Below are 15,269 nucleotides of genomic sequence, written 5' to 3'. Positions count from 1 at the left end.
CCCGGGGCACGCCATTCCCCATGCGGCCCGGCGCTGACCACCGAGCGAATGCGGCCGGACCGGAGACCAACAACCTGGTCGCCTGAACAGTTGACTGGGCGCCGATCGCGCGATGGTTGATAGCAGGTGAACATCCGCCCTGGATCTGCCTGGGTCCGTTCGGGGTTCGTTCGCTCCGCTCACATTAGATGAGGCACTAAAGTAATCCGCATGGCTCGGAACTGGCCGATGATCGAACGCGGAAACGAACTCGAGTCGATCCGCGCGGCTCTCACCGGCACGGATTTCGTCGGCGCCGTGCTGACGGGGGATGCCGGCGTAGGGAAGACGACGCTGGCCCGACAGGCGACGGCCGCCGTGGGCGGCAACGTCCGGTGGGTGGCCGGCACCGAGTCGGCCCGCAGCATTCCGCTCGGCGTCTTCGCGCACATGGTGGGCGTCTACACCGCGCACGATCCGGTGACGTTCATGGCCGCGGCGCGCGAGGCGCTGCTCGCCGACGGCCACACCATCATCGGCGTCGACGACGCCCACCTGCTCGACCAGTTGTCGGCAACCCTGTTGCTGCAGTTGGCCATCGACAAGGCGGCGCACATCGTGTGCACCGTGCGCAGCGGCGTCCCGGTGCCCGACGCGGTGACATCGCTGTGGAAAGACGGGCACCTGCTACGAATCGACCTGTCCCCCTTCACCGAACGCCAGAGCGTCGAGCTGGTCGAGAATATGCTCGGCGGGCAGCTGGAGGGCTTCACCGCCAACCTGATGTGGGAGTCCTCGGGCGGAAACGCCCTGTTCCTGCGGCATCTGGTGGAGGGCGCGCTGGAGGCCGGATCGCTGAAGCAGGTCAACGGCGTCTGGCAGCTGCGCGGCCGGGCCGCGGTCACCTCGGAACTGGCCGCGCTGCTGGAGGATCGGGTCGAGCAGCTGCCCGAGGACGTGCTGCGGGTCCTGGAACTGCTCACCTTCTGCGAGCCGATCGATCTGGACGTGCTGGCCGAACTGGCCGGCGAGGAATCGGTGGAGTCGGCCGAATCCCGCGGCGTCATCCGGATCGTCAGCCTCACCGACAACGCCCACCAGCTGCTGGTGCGCTACAACCATCCGCTGTTCGGGGAGGTGATCCGGCGGCGGCTGGGCATCGCCTCGGCGCGGCGATTACGCGGCCGGTTGTACTCCTCGCTGCGGGAGCGGCCGATCAAGTCCGCCTCCGATCGCATCCGGCTGGCCGAATTGGCCCTGGACAGTGACAAATCCGCCGATCTGGAGCTGTTCGAGGCGGCCTCCGCCGACGCCATCGGGCTGGCCAACATCCCGCTCGGCGAGCGCTTCGCCCGGGCCGCCGTGGAGCGCCGCGGCGGTGTCGAATCGGCCGACCTGCTCGCCCGCGCGCTGCTGTACCAGGGCCATCGGATCGAGGCCGAGCGCACCCTGGCCAGTTTCGATCCCGATCAGCTGAACGAACTGCAACTGGTCCGCTGGGGCAGCACCCGGGTGGCGAACCTGTTGTGGTCCATGGGCGATGCCGACCGCGCCGACGAGGTGCTGGCGCTGGTCCGCGGCAAGGTCGACCATCCGAAGCTGCGACTGACGTTGCAGGGCTTGGCCTCCGCGTGCGCGGTGAACGAGAACCGGCTGGAGGACGCGTTCATCGACGCCGAGAAGGTGATGTCGGACGACGAATCGCCGCCGTGGGCGGTGTGGTGGGCCTCGTTCGGAGGTGGCCTGGCGCTGGCGCTGATGGGCCGCGGCGAGGCCGCCCGCAAGTACGCCGCGCGCGGGCACGAGGTGGAGTCCCACATCGACGGCCTGAACCGGTTCATGTCCGCGCACGCCGAGGTGCTGGCGCTGACCTTCACCGGCGATCTGGAGTCCGCGCGGCGGTGCGCCTCCGCGTATTTCGGCTACTCCTCGCCCGGGCAGTATCTGGCGTGGGGGCTGTCGAAGATCTTGCAGGGCACGGTCGATGTGGCCCAGGGCCGCTTCCCCGACGGCGTCGAGAACCTCGAGCAGGCCCTGGCCGCGCTCACCGCCGAGGGCGCCGCCGCGTGGATGTACCCGGCGAGAGTCCGCCTGGCCGAGGCGTATTCCGCGCTGGGCCGTGCCGCCGAGGCCAAGGAGACCATCGCCGAGGCCGATCGCCGCGGCGGCCGGCACTCGGCGATATACGAGGCGCAACTCGATATCGCGCGCGCCTGGCAGGCGGCGGCCGAGGGCACCGTCACTCCGGCGGTCCGGCTGGCCATCGCGGCCGCCGACGCCGCGGCCCGCTCCAATCAGCACGCCATCGAGGCGATGGCGCTGCACACCGCGGCCCGGTTCGGCGACCACTCCGTAGCGGGGCGGCTCGCCGATATCGCCGCCCGCATCGACGGCCGGCTGGTGCAGGCGCAGGCCCGGCACGCGGTGGCGGTCGCCTCCAACGACGGTCCCGGACTGGATACCGCCGCAGCGGAATTCGAGACGATCGGCTCGCTGCTGTCGGCGGCCGACGCGGCGGCGCAGGCGGCCTCGGCGCACGAGCGCTCCGGCGATCGCCGCCGGCTGCTGGAGTCGGCCGCGACCGCGAACCGGCTGGCCGCGGCGTGCGGCGGGGCCAGCACCCCCGCACTGCGGCAGTCCGCGCAGCCGCTCCCGCTGACGGCCCGCGAACGCGAGATCGCGAACCTGGTGGCGGCGGGCCTGACCAACCGGCAGATCGCCGACCGGCTCACCGTCTCGGTGCGCACGGTGGAGGGCCACCTGTATCGGGCCTGCATCAAGCTGGACGTGACCGATCGCGAGGCACTGGCGGAACTGATGCGGGGCGAGCCGCCGAGCGGCAAGCAGCGCAACTGAAACAGGCTGTGCCGCAACGACACCCACAATCTCGGTCGAGCGGCACAACCCACGTCCCGACGGCACGGCAGGCACCCGGCACCGCCCGCCGTGCGACTTGCACGGCGGGCAACCGACCCACACCGCCCGATCAGCCACCAACACGCGGCCGGCATCCAGCACCGCCCGACCAGCCACGTACACGGCAGACATCCAGCACCGGCCGACCAGCCACGTACACCCGGCAGACATCCAGCACCGGCCGATCGGCCACTTGCCGGCCAGGCATCCGGCACGGGCCCGATCAGCCATGTACGCGCGGCACGTATCCGGCGCCGACTGATCGGGCGACTCGCACACGGCACGGCCCGGCGCACCGGCACGACGGGGGCGTGTCGTCGCGAGACCACGGGCCGCGGCGCACCCGGCCGGACCGGCGGGCCGCCGCAACGGGGCACTGGGCGGAAGCCGCTCGGCCCGCTACGATCTTGCCTGGCGGCACAGGGTCGCCGGGGTCGGGAGATCACAGCGAGGATGGTGTCCGACGTGGTGCGTCGTAAGCGGAACGTGCAGACCGGAATTCGCGCCGCACTTGTGGCGCTGCCGGTAGCGATCGCGATAACGGGCGCCGGTGTGGCGATGGCCGCCCCGGGCCCCGGGCAGCCGGGGGTGACTTCACCACAGGCCGAGCAGAACACGGAACAGCCCGCCGAATTGCGCCCCGCCGCACCGCAGAACAGCGCTCCCGCGCCGAAGCCGCAGGCCGCACCGCGCCCGGCCCCGAAGCCGGAGGAGCCCGAGGCACCCCCGGCACCCGAACCGCGCAGCGTGCGAATCGGCGAGTTCCGCGCCCCCGTCCCGGACGCTGTCCCCAACGAGGTCGTAGACGGCGTGAACCGCACCGCCGAGGGCCTCCAGAACGCCCTCGTCCCGGGCGCCCCGCAGGCACAACCCGAGCAGAAATAGCGCCCCCGGCCCCGGGTTCTCCGACCAGCGCCCTCGCGCGGGGCCCAATCAGGACGGCGTGACGGGCGGGGTGTCGGCTTCGCCGATCGACGAGACCGTGATGGGCTTCGCGTTTCCCAAGGAGGAGCGAGCGGCGCTCGTCGCGAGCGAGCCGCACAAGTTTCAGATGCCGTCGGCATCGGATATGCGCTTCCACTGGATCCACGCCGACCTCGCGGCCCTGGACCCGGCCGAGGCCCGTGAACTCGTCGTCGATGCTTGGCGCATGGTCGTCCCCGAGAAACTCTCCCGCGCTTACGATCTCGCTCATCCCCACGGGCCTGTCTGAGGCTCGGACCCCATAACTTTCACTATCAACCCCACTCGCGCGAGCCAACCCTGCCCACCACCATCGAAAACTTGTGCAGCAGCAGAAGAAACGTCAGCGCGCCTGAATACGCACACACCGCCGAACCCGGCGACCGGCCCCGAAAAGGAGAGCATTGTGGACGACACCGACCAGCGAGGCCCCCGACCCGGGCGCGGGACCATCCAGCGGATGGACAACATCGCCATCGTCGTCGACGACCTCGCGGCTGCTACGGCGTACTTCGCCGCACTCGGACTGGAACTGGAAGGTGAGGCGACAGTCGAGGGCAGCGCGGTGGATCGCCTCGTCGGCCTCGAGGGAGTCCGATCGGACATCGCGATGATGCGCACCCCGGACGGCCACGGACGGCTCGAGCTGACCAAGTACCAGACGCCGCCGACCCGAGACGGTGACCCGCGCGCTCCGGCGAACACGCTGGGTATGCACCGCATCATGTTCGCCGTCGAGGACATCGACGACATCCTCGACCGCTTGCGGCCACACGGAGCCGAACTCCTCGGCGAGCTGGTGCAGTACGAGAACAGCTACCGGCTCTGCTACCTCCGCGGCCCCGCAGGCATCCTCGTCGCGCTGGCCGAGCAGATCGAGTGACACGGGCCGGACCGAGAGCATCGTCTCGCTGCGAACGTCCGCTTCTGCCGAACCAGACCCGCTGTGCCGGAAGACGTCCTCAAATACCGATTATGTGTTGTTGCTCCGGCCGGCCGGACAGAGTTCGCGCGATTTCTCGCCGACGAGGGTGGAGCTTGAAGAGCTCGGGGCCGCCGTGGACGCCCAGCCGATAAGCGAAGCCTCGGCGGCGCCGTCGAGCCGTTCTGGATGGACACCCATCCGGTCACCACTGCCGCGTTCGGCCGCTTCGTCCGGGACACGGGGTACGTCACGGTCGCTGAACGCGAACTCGACCCCGCGGACTTCCCCGGAGCCGACCCGGCAGATCTGCTTCCGGGCGGACTTGGTGTTTCGGGCGACGAACGGGCCTGTGCCGTTGAATGATTGGCGGCGGTGGTGGGCTTATGTTCCGGGAGCGAGCTGGCGTCACCCCGGCGAACCGGGGACGAACCTGGACGGGCGTGATCGGCACCCGGTGACCCAGGTGGCCTACGCCGACGCGGCGGCTTATGCCGAGTGGGCGGGCAAGACCTTGCCCAGTGAGGCGCAATGGGAATTCGCGGCCCGCGGCGGGCTGGAGGAGGCGGCCTACTCGTGGGGCGAGGAATTCGCGCCGCACGGCCGGCGAATGGCCAACACCTGGATGGGCCGCTTCCCCTGGGAGTTCGTGCCCGGCAAAGGGCAAGCGTCGCAGCCCTGTACCACCAAGGTCGGAACCTATCCACCCAACGGGTACGGGTTGTTCGATATGACGGGCAACGTCTGGGAATGGACCACCGACTACTACGTGCCCGGCCACAGCGTCGTCGCGGGCTCGTGCTGCGCACCGAGTGCGCCTGCTCCGCCGGAGCCCGGCGAACGATTTCCGCACCGGGTGATCAAGGGCGGCTCGTATCTGTGCGCACCGAACTACTGCCTGCGATACCGCCCGGCCGCACGCCGAAGCCAGTCCGAAGACACCGCCACCTGCCACCTCGGCTTCCGCTGCATCCTGCGCGCAGACGTTCTCTGAACAGCGTTTCGGCTCGCACCGGCGACTGCGATTCGGCGTCGGAGTGGCGTCGTGAAACGCCCACCCCCAAGCCATAGTCTTCCGCTATGACGCCGGATGAGCATCATTCGCCTAACGAGTCCGAATCCGAGGCCGCCACTCGGCCCCGCATTTCCAGGCGCTCGATCCTGGGTGGTTTCGCCGCGGCAGGCGTGGGGGCCGCGGCGATGCCGCTGCTCGGCGCTTGCAGCAGCGACGACAAGAACGGCCCGCCTGGTTACGGGACTGGAATCAACGACGGCTTCGACGGCGATATCGAACTCGATATTCGCGATTCCAAGCCCGACTGGCGGCCGTTCGAGGTGAAGAAGGCGCCCGATGGCGCGCCGAATGTGTTGGTGGTGCTCTTCGACGACACCGGCTTGGCGTCTTGGTCCCCCTACGGCGGGCGGGTCAACATGCCGACGTTGCAGCGCCTGGCCGACAACGGACTGACCTATACCCAGTGGCACACCACCGCGCTGTGCTCGCCGACCCGGTCCACCATGTTGACCGGCCGTAATCATCACGTGAACCGTTTCGCTGCCATTACCGAGGGCACCAACGGTTTCCCGGGCGCGGCGGGTCGCCTGCCCGCCCAGTGCGCGACAGTGGGGCAGATCCTGCAGGACAACGGCTACAGCACGTTCTGGGTCGGCAAGAACCACAACGTCCCCGAAGAAGACGTCTCCAGTGGTGGCGCGAAATCGGAATGGCCGCTGGCCAAGGGCTTCGACCGCTTCTACGGGTTCCTCGGCGGGGAAACCAACAACTGGTACCCCGATCTGGTCGAAGACAACCGGTTCATCGACCAGCCGGCCGGTCCCGAACAGGGTTACCACCTGTCGAAGGATCTGGCCGACAACGCCATCAAGATGATTCGCGATCAGCGCTCGTCCAATCCGTCCAAGCCCTGGTACATGTGGTTCTGCCCGGGCGCCAACCATGCCCCGCACCACAGTCCGGCCGAGTACGCCGACAAGTACAAGGGCCAGTTCGACGACGGCTATGACGCCTACCGCGAATGGGTGCTCGAGCGGATGATCGATAAGGGCATCATGCCCAAGGGCACCGCCCTGACCCCACTCGATCCGCTGCCGAAAGATGTTGCGGTGGAAGCTGATGCGGTGCGCCCGTGGGATTCGCTCAACGCCGACGAGAAGCGGCTCTTCGCTCGGATGGCCGAGGTGTTCGCCGGGTTCTCCGAATACACCGATGCCCAGGTGGGGCGAATCATCGACTTCTTGGAAGAGACCGGGCAGCTGGACAACACCGTGGTGATGTATGCCGCCGACAACGGTGCTTCCGGCGAGGGGTCGCCGAATGGTTCGGTCAACGAGAACAAATTCTTCAACGGCTACCCCGACGACCTCGCCGAGAACATGAAATACATCGACACCCTCGGCACTCCCGACACCTACAACCACTACCCGACCGGCTGGGCCGCGGCGTTCTCCACTCCGTTCCAGATGTTCAAGCGCTACGCCCAGTTCTCCGGCGGCACCTGCGACCCACTGGTCATCCACTGGCCCAAGGGAATCAAGGCCAAGGGCGAACTGCGCCACCAATACCATCACTGCACCGACATCGTGCCGACCATCTATGACGTCATCGGCCTGAAAATGCCCGAAGAGTTCCGCGGGGTGAAACAGTATCCACTCAATGGCGTTTCGATGCGCTACAGCTTCGATGACGCCGACGCCGCCACCAGGAAGCAACGCCAGTACTACGCGATGCTGGGCACCCGCGGCATCTGGGTCGACGGCTGGAAAGCCTCGTCGGTGCATGCCGCCCTGTCCGACAAGGGGCATTTCGATGACGACACGTGGGAGCTCTACCACGTCGACGAGGACCGTTCGGAGTCCGAGAATCTCGCCGATGAGAATCCCGACAAGCTCGAAGAGCTGATCGCCGCGTGGAACGAGGAAGCCGAGAACAACTACGTGCTTCCCCTCGACGACCGCACGGCGGTCGAGCAACTCGGCAACGAACGCCCGCAGTCCGAGCCGCCGCGTGACCGCTACGTCTACTACCCCGGCACCTCCCCGGTCCCCGAAGGCGTCGCGGTCAATATCCGCGGCAAGTCCTACAAGATTCTGGCCAATGTCGACATCCGGCCCGACGCCCAAGGTGTCGTCTTCGCCCACGGTTCCCGCTTCGGCGGTCACGCGCTGTTCGTCAAGGACGAGAAGCTGCACTATGTCTACAACTTCCTGGGCATCGCACCGGAACAAGACTTCGTCTCTTCGACACCGGTGACGCCGGGTAAACACACCCTGGGCATAGAGTTCACCCGCGAGAAGAGCGGGGACAACGGCGAATCCGTAGGCACCACCACGCTGTATCTGGACGGAAACCCGGTCGGCCAAGGCCCCATGCGTGCGCAGACCGGCAAGTTCACCCTCGCCGGTGACGGCTTGTGTGTCGGCTACGACAGCGGCGATGCGGTGTCCTCGCAATACCGCACACCCGGCACCTTCGCCGGCGGAACCATCCAGAGCGTCACCATCGACACCGGTAAGGAATCCTTCGCCGACCTGCAGAAGGACGCCGCCGCACTCAGCAAGAACTAGACCGACCACCCCGGCATCTGTCAACGGTCATCGGCGTCCAACGACCAGGAGGAGACAACCATGTCAGCATCGCTATCCGCGGGGCTGGTCGAGTTAGGTTCTGCGGCATTGGTTCTGGCCGACGAGGTCACCAGCATCGCCGCCAACATCGTCTACATCCTCAGCGTGTTCGGCCTTGTGTAACGACCCGGCGGCCCTCGCGCCGCCCTCACGACGAAGGAGCTGCAATGAAGGCCCTCGCACACACCCTCGCATCGACTGTGACCGTATCGACTGTGACCATGCTGGCCGCGCTGCCCCTGGCCGCAGGCGCCGCACACGCCGAACCGGAAACCACGCCCACCTGCATGGTGCCCGCGGACCCGACCGGCCAGATGCTGGTTCTGTGGGGCAATGCCGCGGCTGTTCCGGCCGGGGTACGCGGCGACAACCTGACGCTGGTCCGATTCACTGGTCCCGCCGCATACCGCTACTCGGTCGTCGGGGTCAGCGGATGGCGTGAAGCCACCTACGCCCGCGAGGACCCCGCGCCCGGCGTCGCGGTATTCAACAGCACCGAACACACCACGCCGGAACCGACCGACTTCACTATCACGCTGACCTGCCGCACCGACACCACCGGCAATTACCGATACACGACGCCGGCGATGCCGGAACCGGTCGACTCCGATGCACCCACCGTCTACCGGTTCGCCCCGCTCGCCAACTGATCAATGCCGGCCTGCCGGAGGTCGTCGAAGAACCGCAGCGCTCAGCCTGCGCGCGGCGACGGCCTTCGGCACGACCGAACGCACTGTATTGCCGCTTACCGAGCGGTTGTGCTGACCATATAGTGCACCCGGTTGCCCCGACCGCGACTCTCCAGTTCCGAGGCCAGGTCCCGGTGAAACAGGATCGGACAGTCATCCCGCACGCCGGTGTTGTCGCCGGTCCGGCTTCCCGGCTTCGGCCCGAAGTCGGTGTGGCCCGGAATCCGCAGCGAGATCCCGGTCGGAGCGTGCCGGTATGACGGGATGCGTCGCGCCGGGGAGGACGGGGCAAGGGTATGGCGAGGCTCTGCGGCGTTCAGAACAGGGTCGGCTCGCCGAAACCCGATGTGCGCTCGATCGCGAGCAGGTGCTGCTTGGCGGTGAGGCCGCCGGGGGCGGAGAAGCCGTGCAGGCCGTGGTCGGCGGCCAGGACCCGGTGGCACGGGACGATCAGGGGGATCGGGTTGCGGCCCAATGCCTGGCCGACGGCCTGTGCGGCGCCGGGCATTCCGATGCGGTCGGCGACCTGGCCGTAGCTGAGCGTGTGGCCCGGATCGATGGCCCGGGTGACCTCGTAGACGGCGCGGTGGAATTCCGGACTCCCGCTCTGGTCCAGCCGGATCCACCGCAGATCGTCCAGGGTGCCCGACAGGTGGGCGCGGACGCCCGCGATGGCCTCCGAGATCGGCTCGGGCGGTTCGGTTTCGCGTACTCCGGAGCCCCGCAGCAGCCGCGACCTGGTGGCCTCGGCGGTGGCTTCGGGAAGAAGGAACCGGACGACGCCGGTCTCGGCCCACGCGACGGCACAGGGGCCGATCGCGGTATCGAACAGCGCCCCGGCGAGGCGACCCGATGCTGGCATGGGGCCAGTCTGCACCCTGACACCGACAATTCCGACTCGACCAGGCCAGTAGTTCAGAACTGGACCTCTTCGCGATCGGTGCCGCGCACCGCCCGGCCGGCCTCCCCGCCCTCGTCCGGCTCGGACTCCCGGCGGGCCCGGATCGCGGTCAGCTCCGAGTACTGGCGCTGGTCGTCATAGTACGACAGCGACCAGTCGGCCATCGGCGCGTGCGGGCGGTACCGCTCGAACAGCTCCGCGGCGCGCTCGCCGCGCTTGGGCGCGTAGTGGTACACGACCACCGCGAACAGCACGACAACCGCCAGCGTCGCGCAGAAGGAGATCATGCCGGCCCCTCTCGCCGCCCGTCGGCGTATGACGCGTCCCAGTCGGTGAGCGAGTGCCGGGCCCGCAACGCGGCGCGCTGGAAAGCCCGGCGTTCGCCGGGCCGAGGCGCGTAGTCACGAACGGCGGCGGCCGACACCACGACGAATATCCCGATCACAAGAAGTGCAGCCATGCCCTGAGCATGCGCCCTAACTGGACTTGAAATACATATCCAGCAGCGCAATACTGGCCTGCATGGCGATACGTGTGATCGGCGCTGCCACCCTGGCCCGCGATCTCGGCCGGTGGCGGCAGGACGAAGCGGGCGCGCAGCGACGCACGTCGCGCCCGGCGTATCTCGCGCTGGCCGAGAGCATCCGGCTGCTGATCCACGACGGCCGCGCACCGCTGGGCGTCGCACTGCCCAGCGAGCGCGATCTGGCCACCACCCTCGGCGTCAGCCGCACCACGGTCACCTCCGCGTACGCGCTGCTCCGCGAGAACGGCTACCTGATCAGCCGGCAGGGCTCGCGCAGCACGGTGGCGCTCCCGGACGACGTGAAGCACGACGGCAGCAAGCCGTCCCGCAGCATCCTCGTGACGATGTCACCGGGCGAGCTGCCGACGATCGATCTGACCTACGCCGCGATGTACGCACCACCGGAGATGAACGACGCGTATTCGGCCGCGCTGCAAGGTCTTCCGATCTACCTGGGCACGCACGGCATGGATCCGGTCGGCGTGCTGCCGCTGCGCGAGGCGATCGCCCGCCGTTACACCGAGCGCGGCCTGCCCACCGACCCGGACCAGATCCTGGTCACCCTCGGCGCCCAGCACGGCCTGCGGCTGCTGCTGAACGTGCTCACCGCGCCGGCCGAACGGGTGCTCATCGATCACCCCACCTACCCGAACGCGATCGAGGCGATCCGCGACGTCGGCGCCCGCCCGGTGCCGGTGCCGCTGTGCCCGGAACACCCCGACGCCGCCTGGGATCTCGACGGAATCCGCAGTGCCGCACGGCAGACCGCGGCCGGCACCGCTTATCTGGTGCCCGACTTCAACAACCCGACCGGCCTGCTGATGAGCGCCGAGGGCCGCGCCGAACTGGCCGCCATCGCCCGCGAGACCCGGATGACGGTGATCGTCGACGAATCCATGGCCGATCAGCAGCTCGACGGTGAGACCCCGCTTCCGGCAGCGGCTTTCGCGCGCGGTTCGGAGATCGTGACGATCGGTTCGGCCTCGAAGTCGTTCTGGGGCGGCCTGCGCGTGGGCTGGGTGCGGGCCAACCAGGCGCTGATCACCAAGCTGCTCGGCACCCGCTCGACGGTCGACCTCGGCACCCCCGTGATGGACCAGCTGGCGACGGCGCACCTGCTCGGCCAGGCCGACACCATCCTGTCCCGCCGCCGCGACCAGCTGCGCAGCCGCCGCGCCGCGCTGCTCGACACCCTGGCCGAGGAACTGCCGGACTGGCATGCCGTCCCCGGCGCCGGCGGCATGTCGCTCTGGGTCCAGCTACCCACCCCGGTCTCGACCGCCCTCGCCGCCACCGCCCCCAACCACGGCGTACTACTCGCCGCCGGACCACGTTTCGGCGTCCAGGGCGCCTTCGAGCGCTTCCTGCGCATCCCCTTCACCCACGACGAGAACGACCTCCGCCTGGCCGTCAAGGCCATCGCCGCCGCCTACACCGCCCTCACCCCCCACGCCGCGGAGCCGCTGGCCCCCTTCACCTGCTACTGACCGAAATCACCTGCGGCACCGCATAATTCGCAAGCCGGTGGGCAGTGCGCGCTGCGCGATGCACGGTTTCGCGCTGCGCGTTGTTCGGCAGTGAGACGCCGCGCTGATACAGCTCGGCGCTCAGCCCAGGACGTCGTGGCGGACGATGGTCTCGTCGCGGCCGGGGCCGACGCCGATGCAGGAGATCCGCGAACCCGACAGCTCCTCCAGGCGCAGCACGTACGCCTGGGCGTTGGCGGGCAGGTCCTCGAAGGTGCGGGCGCCGGAGATGTCCTCCCACCAGCCGGGCATCTCCTCGTAGATCGGCCTGGCGTGGTGGAACTCGGTCTGCGTGGTCGGCATCTGCTCGACCCGCTCGCCGTCGATCTCGTAGGCGACGCAGATCGGCACCCGCTCCAGGCTCGACAGCACGTCCAGCTTGGTGAGGAAGTAGTCGGTGATCCCGTTGACGCGGCTGGCGTAGCGGGCGATCACGGCGTCGAACCAGCCGGTGCGCCGCGAGCGGCCGGTCGTCACGCCCACCTCGCCGCCGGTCTTGGCCAGGTACTCGCCGGACTGGTCGAACAACTCGGTCGGGAACGGGCCGGACCCGACGCGGGTGGTGTACGCCTTGAGGATGCCCAGCACCGCGCCGATCCGGTTGGGCCCGATACCCGACCCGACCGCGGCGCCGCCTGCGGTCGGATTCGAGGACGTCACATAGGGATAGGTGCCGTGGTCGACATCGAGCAGCGTGCCCTGCGACCCCTCCAGCAGCACCGTCTCGCCGCTCTCCAGCGCCCGGTTGATCAGCAGCCGGGTATCGCTGATCCGGTGCCGGAACCTCTCCGCCTGGGTGAGCACCTCGTCCACCACCTGCTGCGGGTCCAGGGCGCGGCGGTTGTAGATCTTCACCAGCACCTGGTTCTTGAATTCCAGTGCCGCCTCGACCTTCTGGGTGAGGATCTTCTCGTCCAGCAGGTCGGCGATGCGCACGCCCACCCGGGCCACCTTGTCCTGATAGCAGGGGCCGATGCCGCGTCCGGTGGTGCCTATCTTCTTATTGCCCAGGAAGCGTTCGGTGACCTTATCGATGGCCACGTGGTACGGCATGATCAGGTGCGCGTCGGCCGACACCAGCAGGCGCGAGGTGTCGACACCGCGTTCCTCCAGGCCCGCCAGCTCGTCCAGCAGCACACCCGGATCCACGACCACGCCGTTGCCGATGATGTTGGTCACGCCGGGGCTGAGGATGCCGGACGGGATCAGGTGCAGGGCGAAGTTCTCGCCGCCCGGCAGCACCACCGTGTGGCCGGCGTTGTTGCCGCCCTGGTAGCGCACGACCCACTGGACTCGACCGCCGAGCAGGTCGGTAGCTTTGCCCTTACCCTCGTCGCCCCATTGGGCGCCGATCAGGACGATTGCCGGCATGTGGAGTCTCCTACGGTTCGACGCGCAGCATCCGTGACGCTGCAGCTACCTGCCGTTTCCGAGGCGGTGGCCGGGAGCACAGTCTAATAGATGGCGGTTGCGGCCCATTCGGGCAGCGACCGCGGCCACCGTGACCGGCGCCGCACACCCCCCGGCCGAGCGGAGCGTGCCCGAATAAACACAGCTATGGTGGCTCGGGAGGCGAGCCGAACCGGGCCCGCCCGAGCGCAGCGAGGACAAGCAGTTGCCAGGGCAGTTGTCGGGGCAGTTGCCGGGTTCAAGGAGGGTGTACCGCAGTTGAGTACCCACGTTCTCCGCTGCAATGGTGCTCCGGTACCGATCGCGCTCGCATCATTGCCGACGACGCAGACCTCGGCCATTCCGGAAACCTCCGACCTCGATGAGCTGCTCCCGGTCCTGGCCGCCGACAGCCTGCCGCGGCTGATCGTCCTCGGCGAGGACGCCGGCCTGGCGGCGGTGCTCACGCATCTGCTGCGCACCGACCGGCTGGGCGTGGAGATCGGCTACGTTCCGGTGGACCGCACCTACGGCTCGCGCGCCTATCAGACCGGCACCGGATCCGCGGCCGCCAAGCGCGCGCTGGAGGGCAAGCCGGCCCCGACCCCGCTGATCCGCGACGACACCGGACAGGTGCTGGTCGGCCGGGCCACCGTGCACGGCCCGCACGGCGGCAAGCTGGAGGGTGAGGCCTATATCGACGATTTCCGGTTGTTCACCGGAAAGGTCGGCGCCCTGCACGTCTCGCCGACGCTGGACATGCCGGGGCTGCGCGCCACCGCCGTGCGCGGGCTGCGCAAGCGCCGCTGGGCGGCCGGGCGAGCCGTCCAGCTGGGTTCGCCGGGCGCGGTGGTGACCCGGGACGGCATCAACAGCGGCCGGACGGTGCCGCGGTCGAGTTTCTACCGCCACAACGAGCCTTGGCTGCTGGTCCGATGAGCACGCCGTTCAGCGCCAGGCGCATGTCGGGGGCGGTGCGCCCGAGCCCGGTCTTCTTGCTGATCGTCGCGGTCACCGTGCTCGGTGGCGCGCTCGCCTGGGACGCCGACGTGTCGTCGACCCGGGCCAAGGCGGGCGTATTCGTCCTGGTGGTGTTCGGCTGGATCGTGAGCCTGTGCCTGCACGAGTTCGGGCACGCCTTCACCGCGTGGCGGGCCGGCGACCGCGAGGTGGAGCTGCGCGGATATCTGACGCTGAATCCGCTGAAGTACAGCCATCCGGTGCTGTCGATCGTGCTGCCGATCGTCTTCATCGCGATGGGCGGGATCGCGCTGCCGGGCGGCGCGGTCTACCTGCAATCGGGCAGTTTCTCCTCGCGCACCCAGCGAATGATCAGCGGAGCGGGCCCGGCGGTGAACGCCGTGTTCGCGGTGGTGCTGCTGGTGGTGGTGCGACTGTTCGGGTCGTCGGACTCGCATCCGGCGTTCTGGTTCGGCCTGAGCTTCCTGGCCTATCTGCAGATCATCGCGACCGTGCTGAACCTGATCCCGGTGCCCGGAACGGACGGCTACGGCCTGTTGGAACCGTCGCTGAGCTATCAGACGCGGCGCTCGCTCGACCAGGTGAAGCCGTGGGGCTTCCTGCTGCTGTTCGCCCTGCTGATCGGCATCCCCCCGGTGCGGGACGCGTTCTACCAGCTCGTCGACACCCTCTTCGACCTGTCCGGGGTCCCCTGGCAGTGGTGGCGGTACGGCAGCAGCCTCACCTGGTTCTGGACGTAACAGCACCCGGTGCGCCGCGCCGACCGCCACCACCCTTTCCCCCCAATATTCCCCTCCCGGTCGGGCCGCTCGATACGACCTCGAGAACCGAG

The 15,269-nt window shown here is 68.7% G+C and carries 14 protein-coding genes and 1 pseudogene; 11 read left to right on the top strand and 4 right to left on the bottom strand.

The window, feature by feature from the left end:
- The first annotated feature begins 210 nt into the window (after positions 1-210).
- From D892_RS0113645 to D892_RS0113610, 8 genes and pseudogenes are all read left to right on the top strand, one after another.
- Positions 211-2,835 carry a LuxR family transcriptional regulator gene (locus D892_RS0113645; protein ID WP_024801768.1) on the top strand — a complete coding sequence of 875 codons (2,625 nt, stop codon included), beginning with the start codon at positions 211-213 and terminating at the stop codon, positions 2,833-2,835.
- Between the two features lie 513 nt (positions 2,836-3,348).
- Positions 3,349-3,780 carry a hypothetical protein gene (locus tag D892_RS43660; RefSeq protein WP_024801767.1) on the top strand — a complete coding sequence of 144 codons (432 nt, stop codon included), beginning with the start codon at positions 3,349-3,351 and terminating at the stop codon, positions 3,778-3,780.
- Positions 3,781-3,838: 58 nt separating this feature from the next.
- Positions 3,839-4,108 (top strand): MmcQ/YjbR family DNA-binding protein, encoded by a 270-nt coding sequence (locus tag D892_RS0113635; RefSeq protein ID WP_024801766.1) that lies wholly within the window; start codon positions 3,839-3,841, stop codon positions 4,106-4,108.
- A 210-nt stretch (positions 4,109-4,318) separates the two neighbouring features.
- Entirely contained in the window at positions 4,319-4,741 is a 423-nt protein-coding gene (locus tag D892_RS0113630) for a VOC family protein (RefSeq protein WP_024801765.1), read from the top strand.
- Between the two features lie 213 nt (positions 4,742-4,954).
- A pseudogene (locus tag D892_RS41135) lies at positions 4,955-5,774 on the top strand (SUMF1/EgtB/PvdO family nonheme iron enzyme); the annotation flags it as partial.
- 86 nt (positions 5,775-5,860) lie between these two features.
- Positions 5,861-8,365, top strand: coding sequence for an arylsulfatase (locus D892_RS0113620; protein ID WP_024801764.1), 2,505 nt, complete (start codon positions 5,861-5,863; stop codon positions 8,363-8,365).
- Between the two features lie 60 nt (positions 8,366-8,425).
- Positions 8,426-8,548 (top strand): hypothetical protein, encoded by a 123-nt coding sequence (locus D892_RS49165; RefSeq protein ID WP_255360221.1) that lies wholly within the window; start codon positions 8,426-8,428, stop codon positions 8,546-8,548.
- Positions 8,549-8,592: 44 nt separating this feature from the next.
- Positions 8,593-9,075 (top strand): hypothetical protein, encoded by a 483-nt coding sequence (locus tag D892_RS0113610; RefSeq protein ID WP_156959504.1) that lies wholly within the window; start codon positions 8,593-8,595, stop codon positions 9,073-9,075.
- 355 nt (positions 9,076-9,430) lie between these two features.
- Here the strand turns inward: D892_RS0113610 and D892_RS0113605 are convergent, their stop codons facing one another.
- From D892_RS0113605 to D892_RS46650, 3 genes are read right to left on the bottom strand one after another with little or no spacing between them, the layout of a single operon-like run.
- Entirely contained in the window at positions 9,431-9,976 is a 546-nt protein-coding gene (locus tag D892_RS0113605) for a methylated-DNA--[protein]-cysteine S-methyltransferase (protein ID WP_024801762.1), read from the bottom strand.
- Positions 9,977-10,029: 53 nt separating this feature from the next.
- Positions 10,030-10,302 (bottom strand): hypothetical protein, encoded by a 273-nt coding sequence (locus tag D892_RS0113600; RefSeq protein WP_024801761.1) that lies wholly within the window; start codon positions 10,300-10,302, stop codon positions 10,030-10,032.
- Positions 10,299-10,475 carry a hypothetical protein gene (locus D892_RS46650; protein WP_156959503.1) on the bottom strand — a complete coding sequence of 59 codons (177 nt, stop codon included), beginning with the start codon at positions 10,473-10,475 and terminating at the stop codon, positions 10,299-10,301. The genes D892_RS0113600 and D892_RS46650 overlap by 4 nt, the downstream gene beginning before the upstream one ends.
- 62 nt (positions 10,476-10,537) lie before the next feature.
- On the opposite strand from D892_RS46650, the gene D892_RS0113595 reads away from it, so the two are divergent.
- Positions 10,538-12,028, top strand: a complete 1,491-nt coding sequence (locus D892_RS0113595) for a PLP-dependent aminotransferase family protein (protein WP_024801760.1) — start codon at positions 10,538-10,540, stop codon at positions 12,026-12,028.
- Positions 12,029-12,148: 120 nt separating this feature from the next.
- Here D892_RS0113595 and D892_RS0113590 read toward each other — a convergent pair whose 3' ends face one another.
- Entirely contained in the window at positions 12,149-13,438 is a 1,290-nt protein-coding gene (locus D892_RS0113590; RefSeq protein ID WP_024801759.1) for an adenylosuccinate synthase, read from the bottom strand.
- 297 nt (positions 13,439-13,735) lie between these two features.
- Here D892_RS0113590 and D892_RS0113585 point away from each other — a divergent pair, with 297 nt between their 5' ends.
- Both D892_RS0113585 and D892_RS0113580 read left to right on the top strand, forming a co-directional pair.
- A complete protein-coding gene (locus D892_RS0113585) occupies positions 13,736-14,395 on the top strand; it encodes a hypothetical protein (protein ID WP_024801758.1) in 660 nt (219 codons plus the stop codon).
- Complete coding sequence (locus D892_RS0113580; RefSeq protein ID WP_024801757.1) at positions 14,392-15,177, top strand: site-2 protease family protein; 786 nt, start codon at positions 14,392-14,394, stop codon at positions 15,175-15,177. Before D892_RS0113585 ends, D892_RS0113580 begins: the two co-directional genes overlap by 4 nt.
- Positions 15,178-15,269 lie beyond the last annotated feature (92 nt).

Origin of the sequence: Nocardia sp. BMG51109 (assembly GCF_000526215.1) — a bacterium.
Classification (GTDB): domain Bacteria; phylum Actinomycetota; class Actinomycetes; order Mycobacteriales; family Mycobacteriaceae; genus Nocardia.
The sequence above is the reverse complement of the archived record's forward strand: the minus strand, read 5'-3'. Positions and strand labels throughout refer to the sequence as shown.

What these genes read in the sequence shown, in the direction of transcription:
- D892_RS0113645 (WP_024801768.1), top strand. Translation starts at nt 211, where the DNA reads ATGGCTCGGAACTGGCCGATGATCGAACGCGGAAACGAACTCGAGTCG.
- D892_RS43660 (WP_024801767.1), top strand. Translation starts at nt 3,349, where the DNA reads ATGGTGTCCGACGTGGTGCGTCGTAAGCGGAACGTGCAGACCGGAATT.
- D892_RS0113630 (WP_024801765.1), top strand. Translation starts at nt 4,319, where the DNA reads ATGGACAACATCGCCATCGTCGTCGACGACCTCGCGGCTGCTACGGCG.
- D892_RS0113620 (WP_024801764.1), top strand. Translation starts at nt 5,861, where the DNA reads ATGACGCCGGATGAGCATCATTCGCCTAACGAGTCCGAATCCGAGGCC.
- D892_RS49165 (WP_255360221.1), top strand. Translation starts at nt 8,426, where the DNA reads ATGTCAGCATCGCTATCCGCGGGGCTGGTCGAGTTAGGTTCTGCGGCA.
- D892_RS0113610 (WP_156959504.1), top strand. Translation starts at nt 8,593, where the DNA reads ATGAAGGCCCTCGCACACACCCTCGCATCGACTGTGACCGTATCGACT.
- D892_RS0113605 (WP_024801762.1), bottom strand. Translation starts at nt 9,976, where the DNA reads ATGCCAGCATCGGGTCGCCTCGCCGGGGCGCTGTTCGATACCGCGATC.
- D892_RS0113600 (WP_024801761.1), bottom strand. Translation starts at nt 10,302, where the DNA reads ATGATCTCCTTCTGCGCGACGCTGGCGGTTGTCGTGCTGTTCGCGGTG.
- D892_RS46650 (WP_156959503.1), bottom strand. Translation starts at nt 10,475, where the DNA reads ATGGCTGCACTTCTTGTGATCGGGATATTCGTCGTGGTGTCGGCCGCC.
- D892_RS0113595 (WP_024801760.1), top strand. Translation starts at nt 10,538, where the DNA reads ATGGCGATACGTGTGATCGGCGCTGCCACCCTGGCCCGCGATCTCGGC.
- D892_RS0113590 (WP_024801759.1), bottom strand. Translation starts at nt 13,438, where the DNA reads ATGCCGGCAATCGTCCTGATCGGCGCCCAATGGGGCGACGAGGGTAAG.
- D892_RS0113580 (WP_024801757.1), top strand. Translation starts at nt 14,392, where the DNA reads ATGAGCACGCCGTTCAGCGCCAGGCGCATGTCGGGGGCGGTGCGCCCG.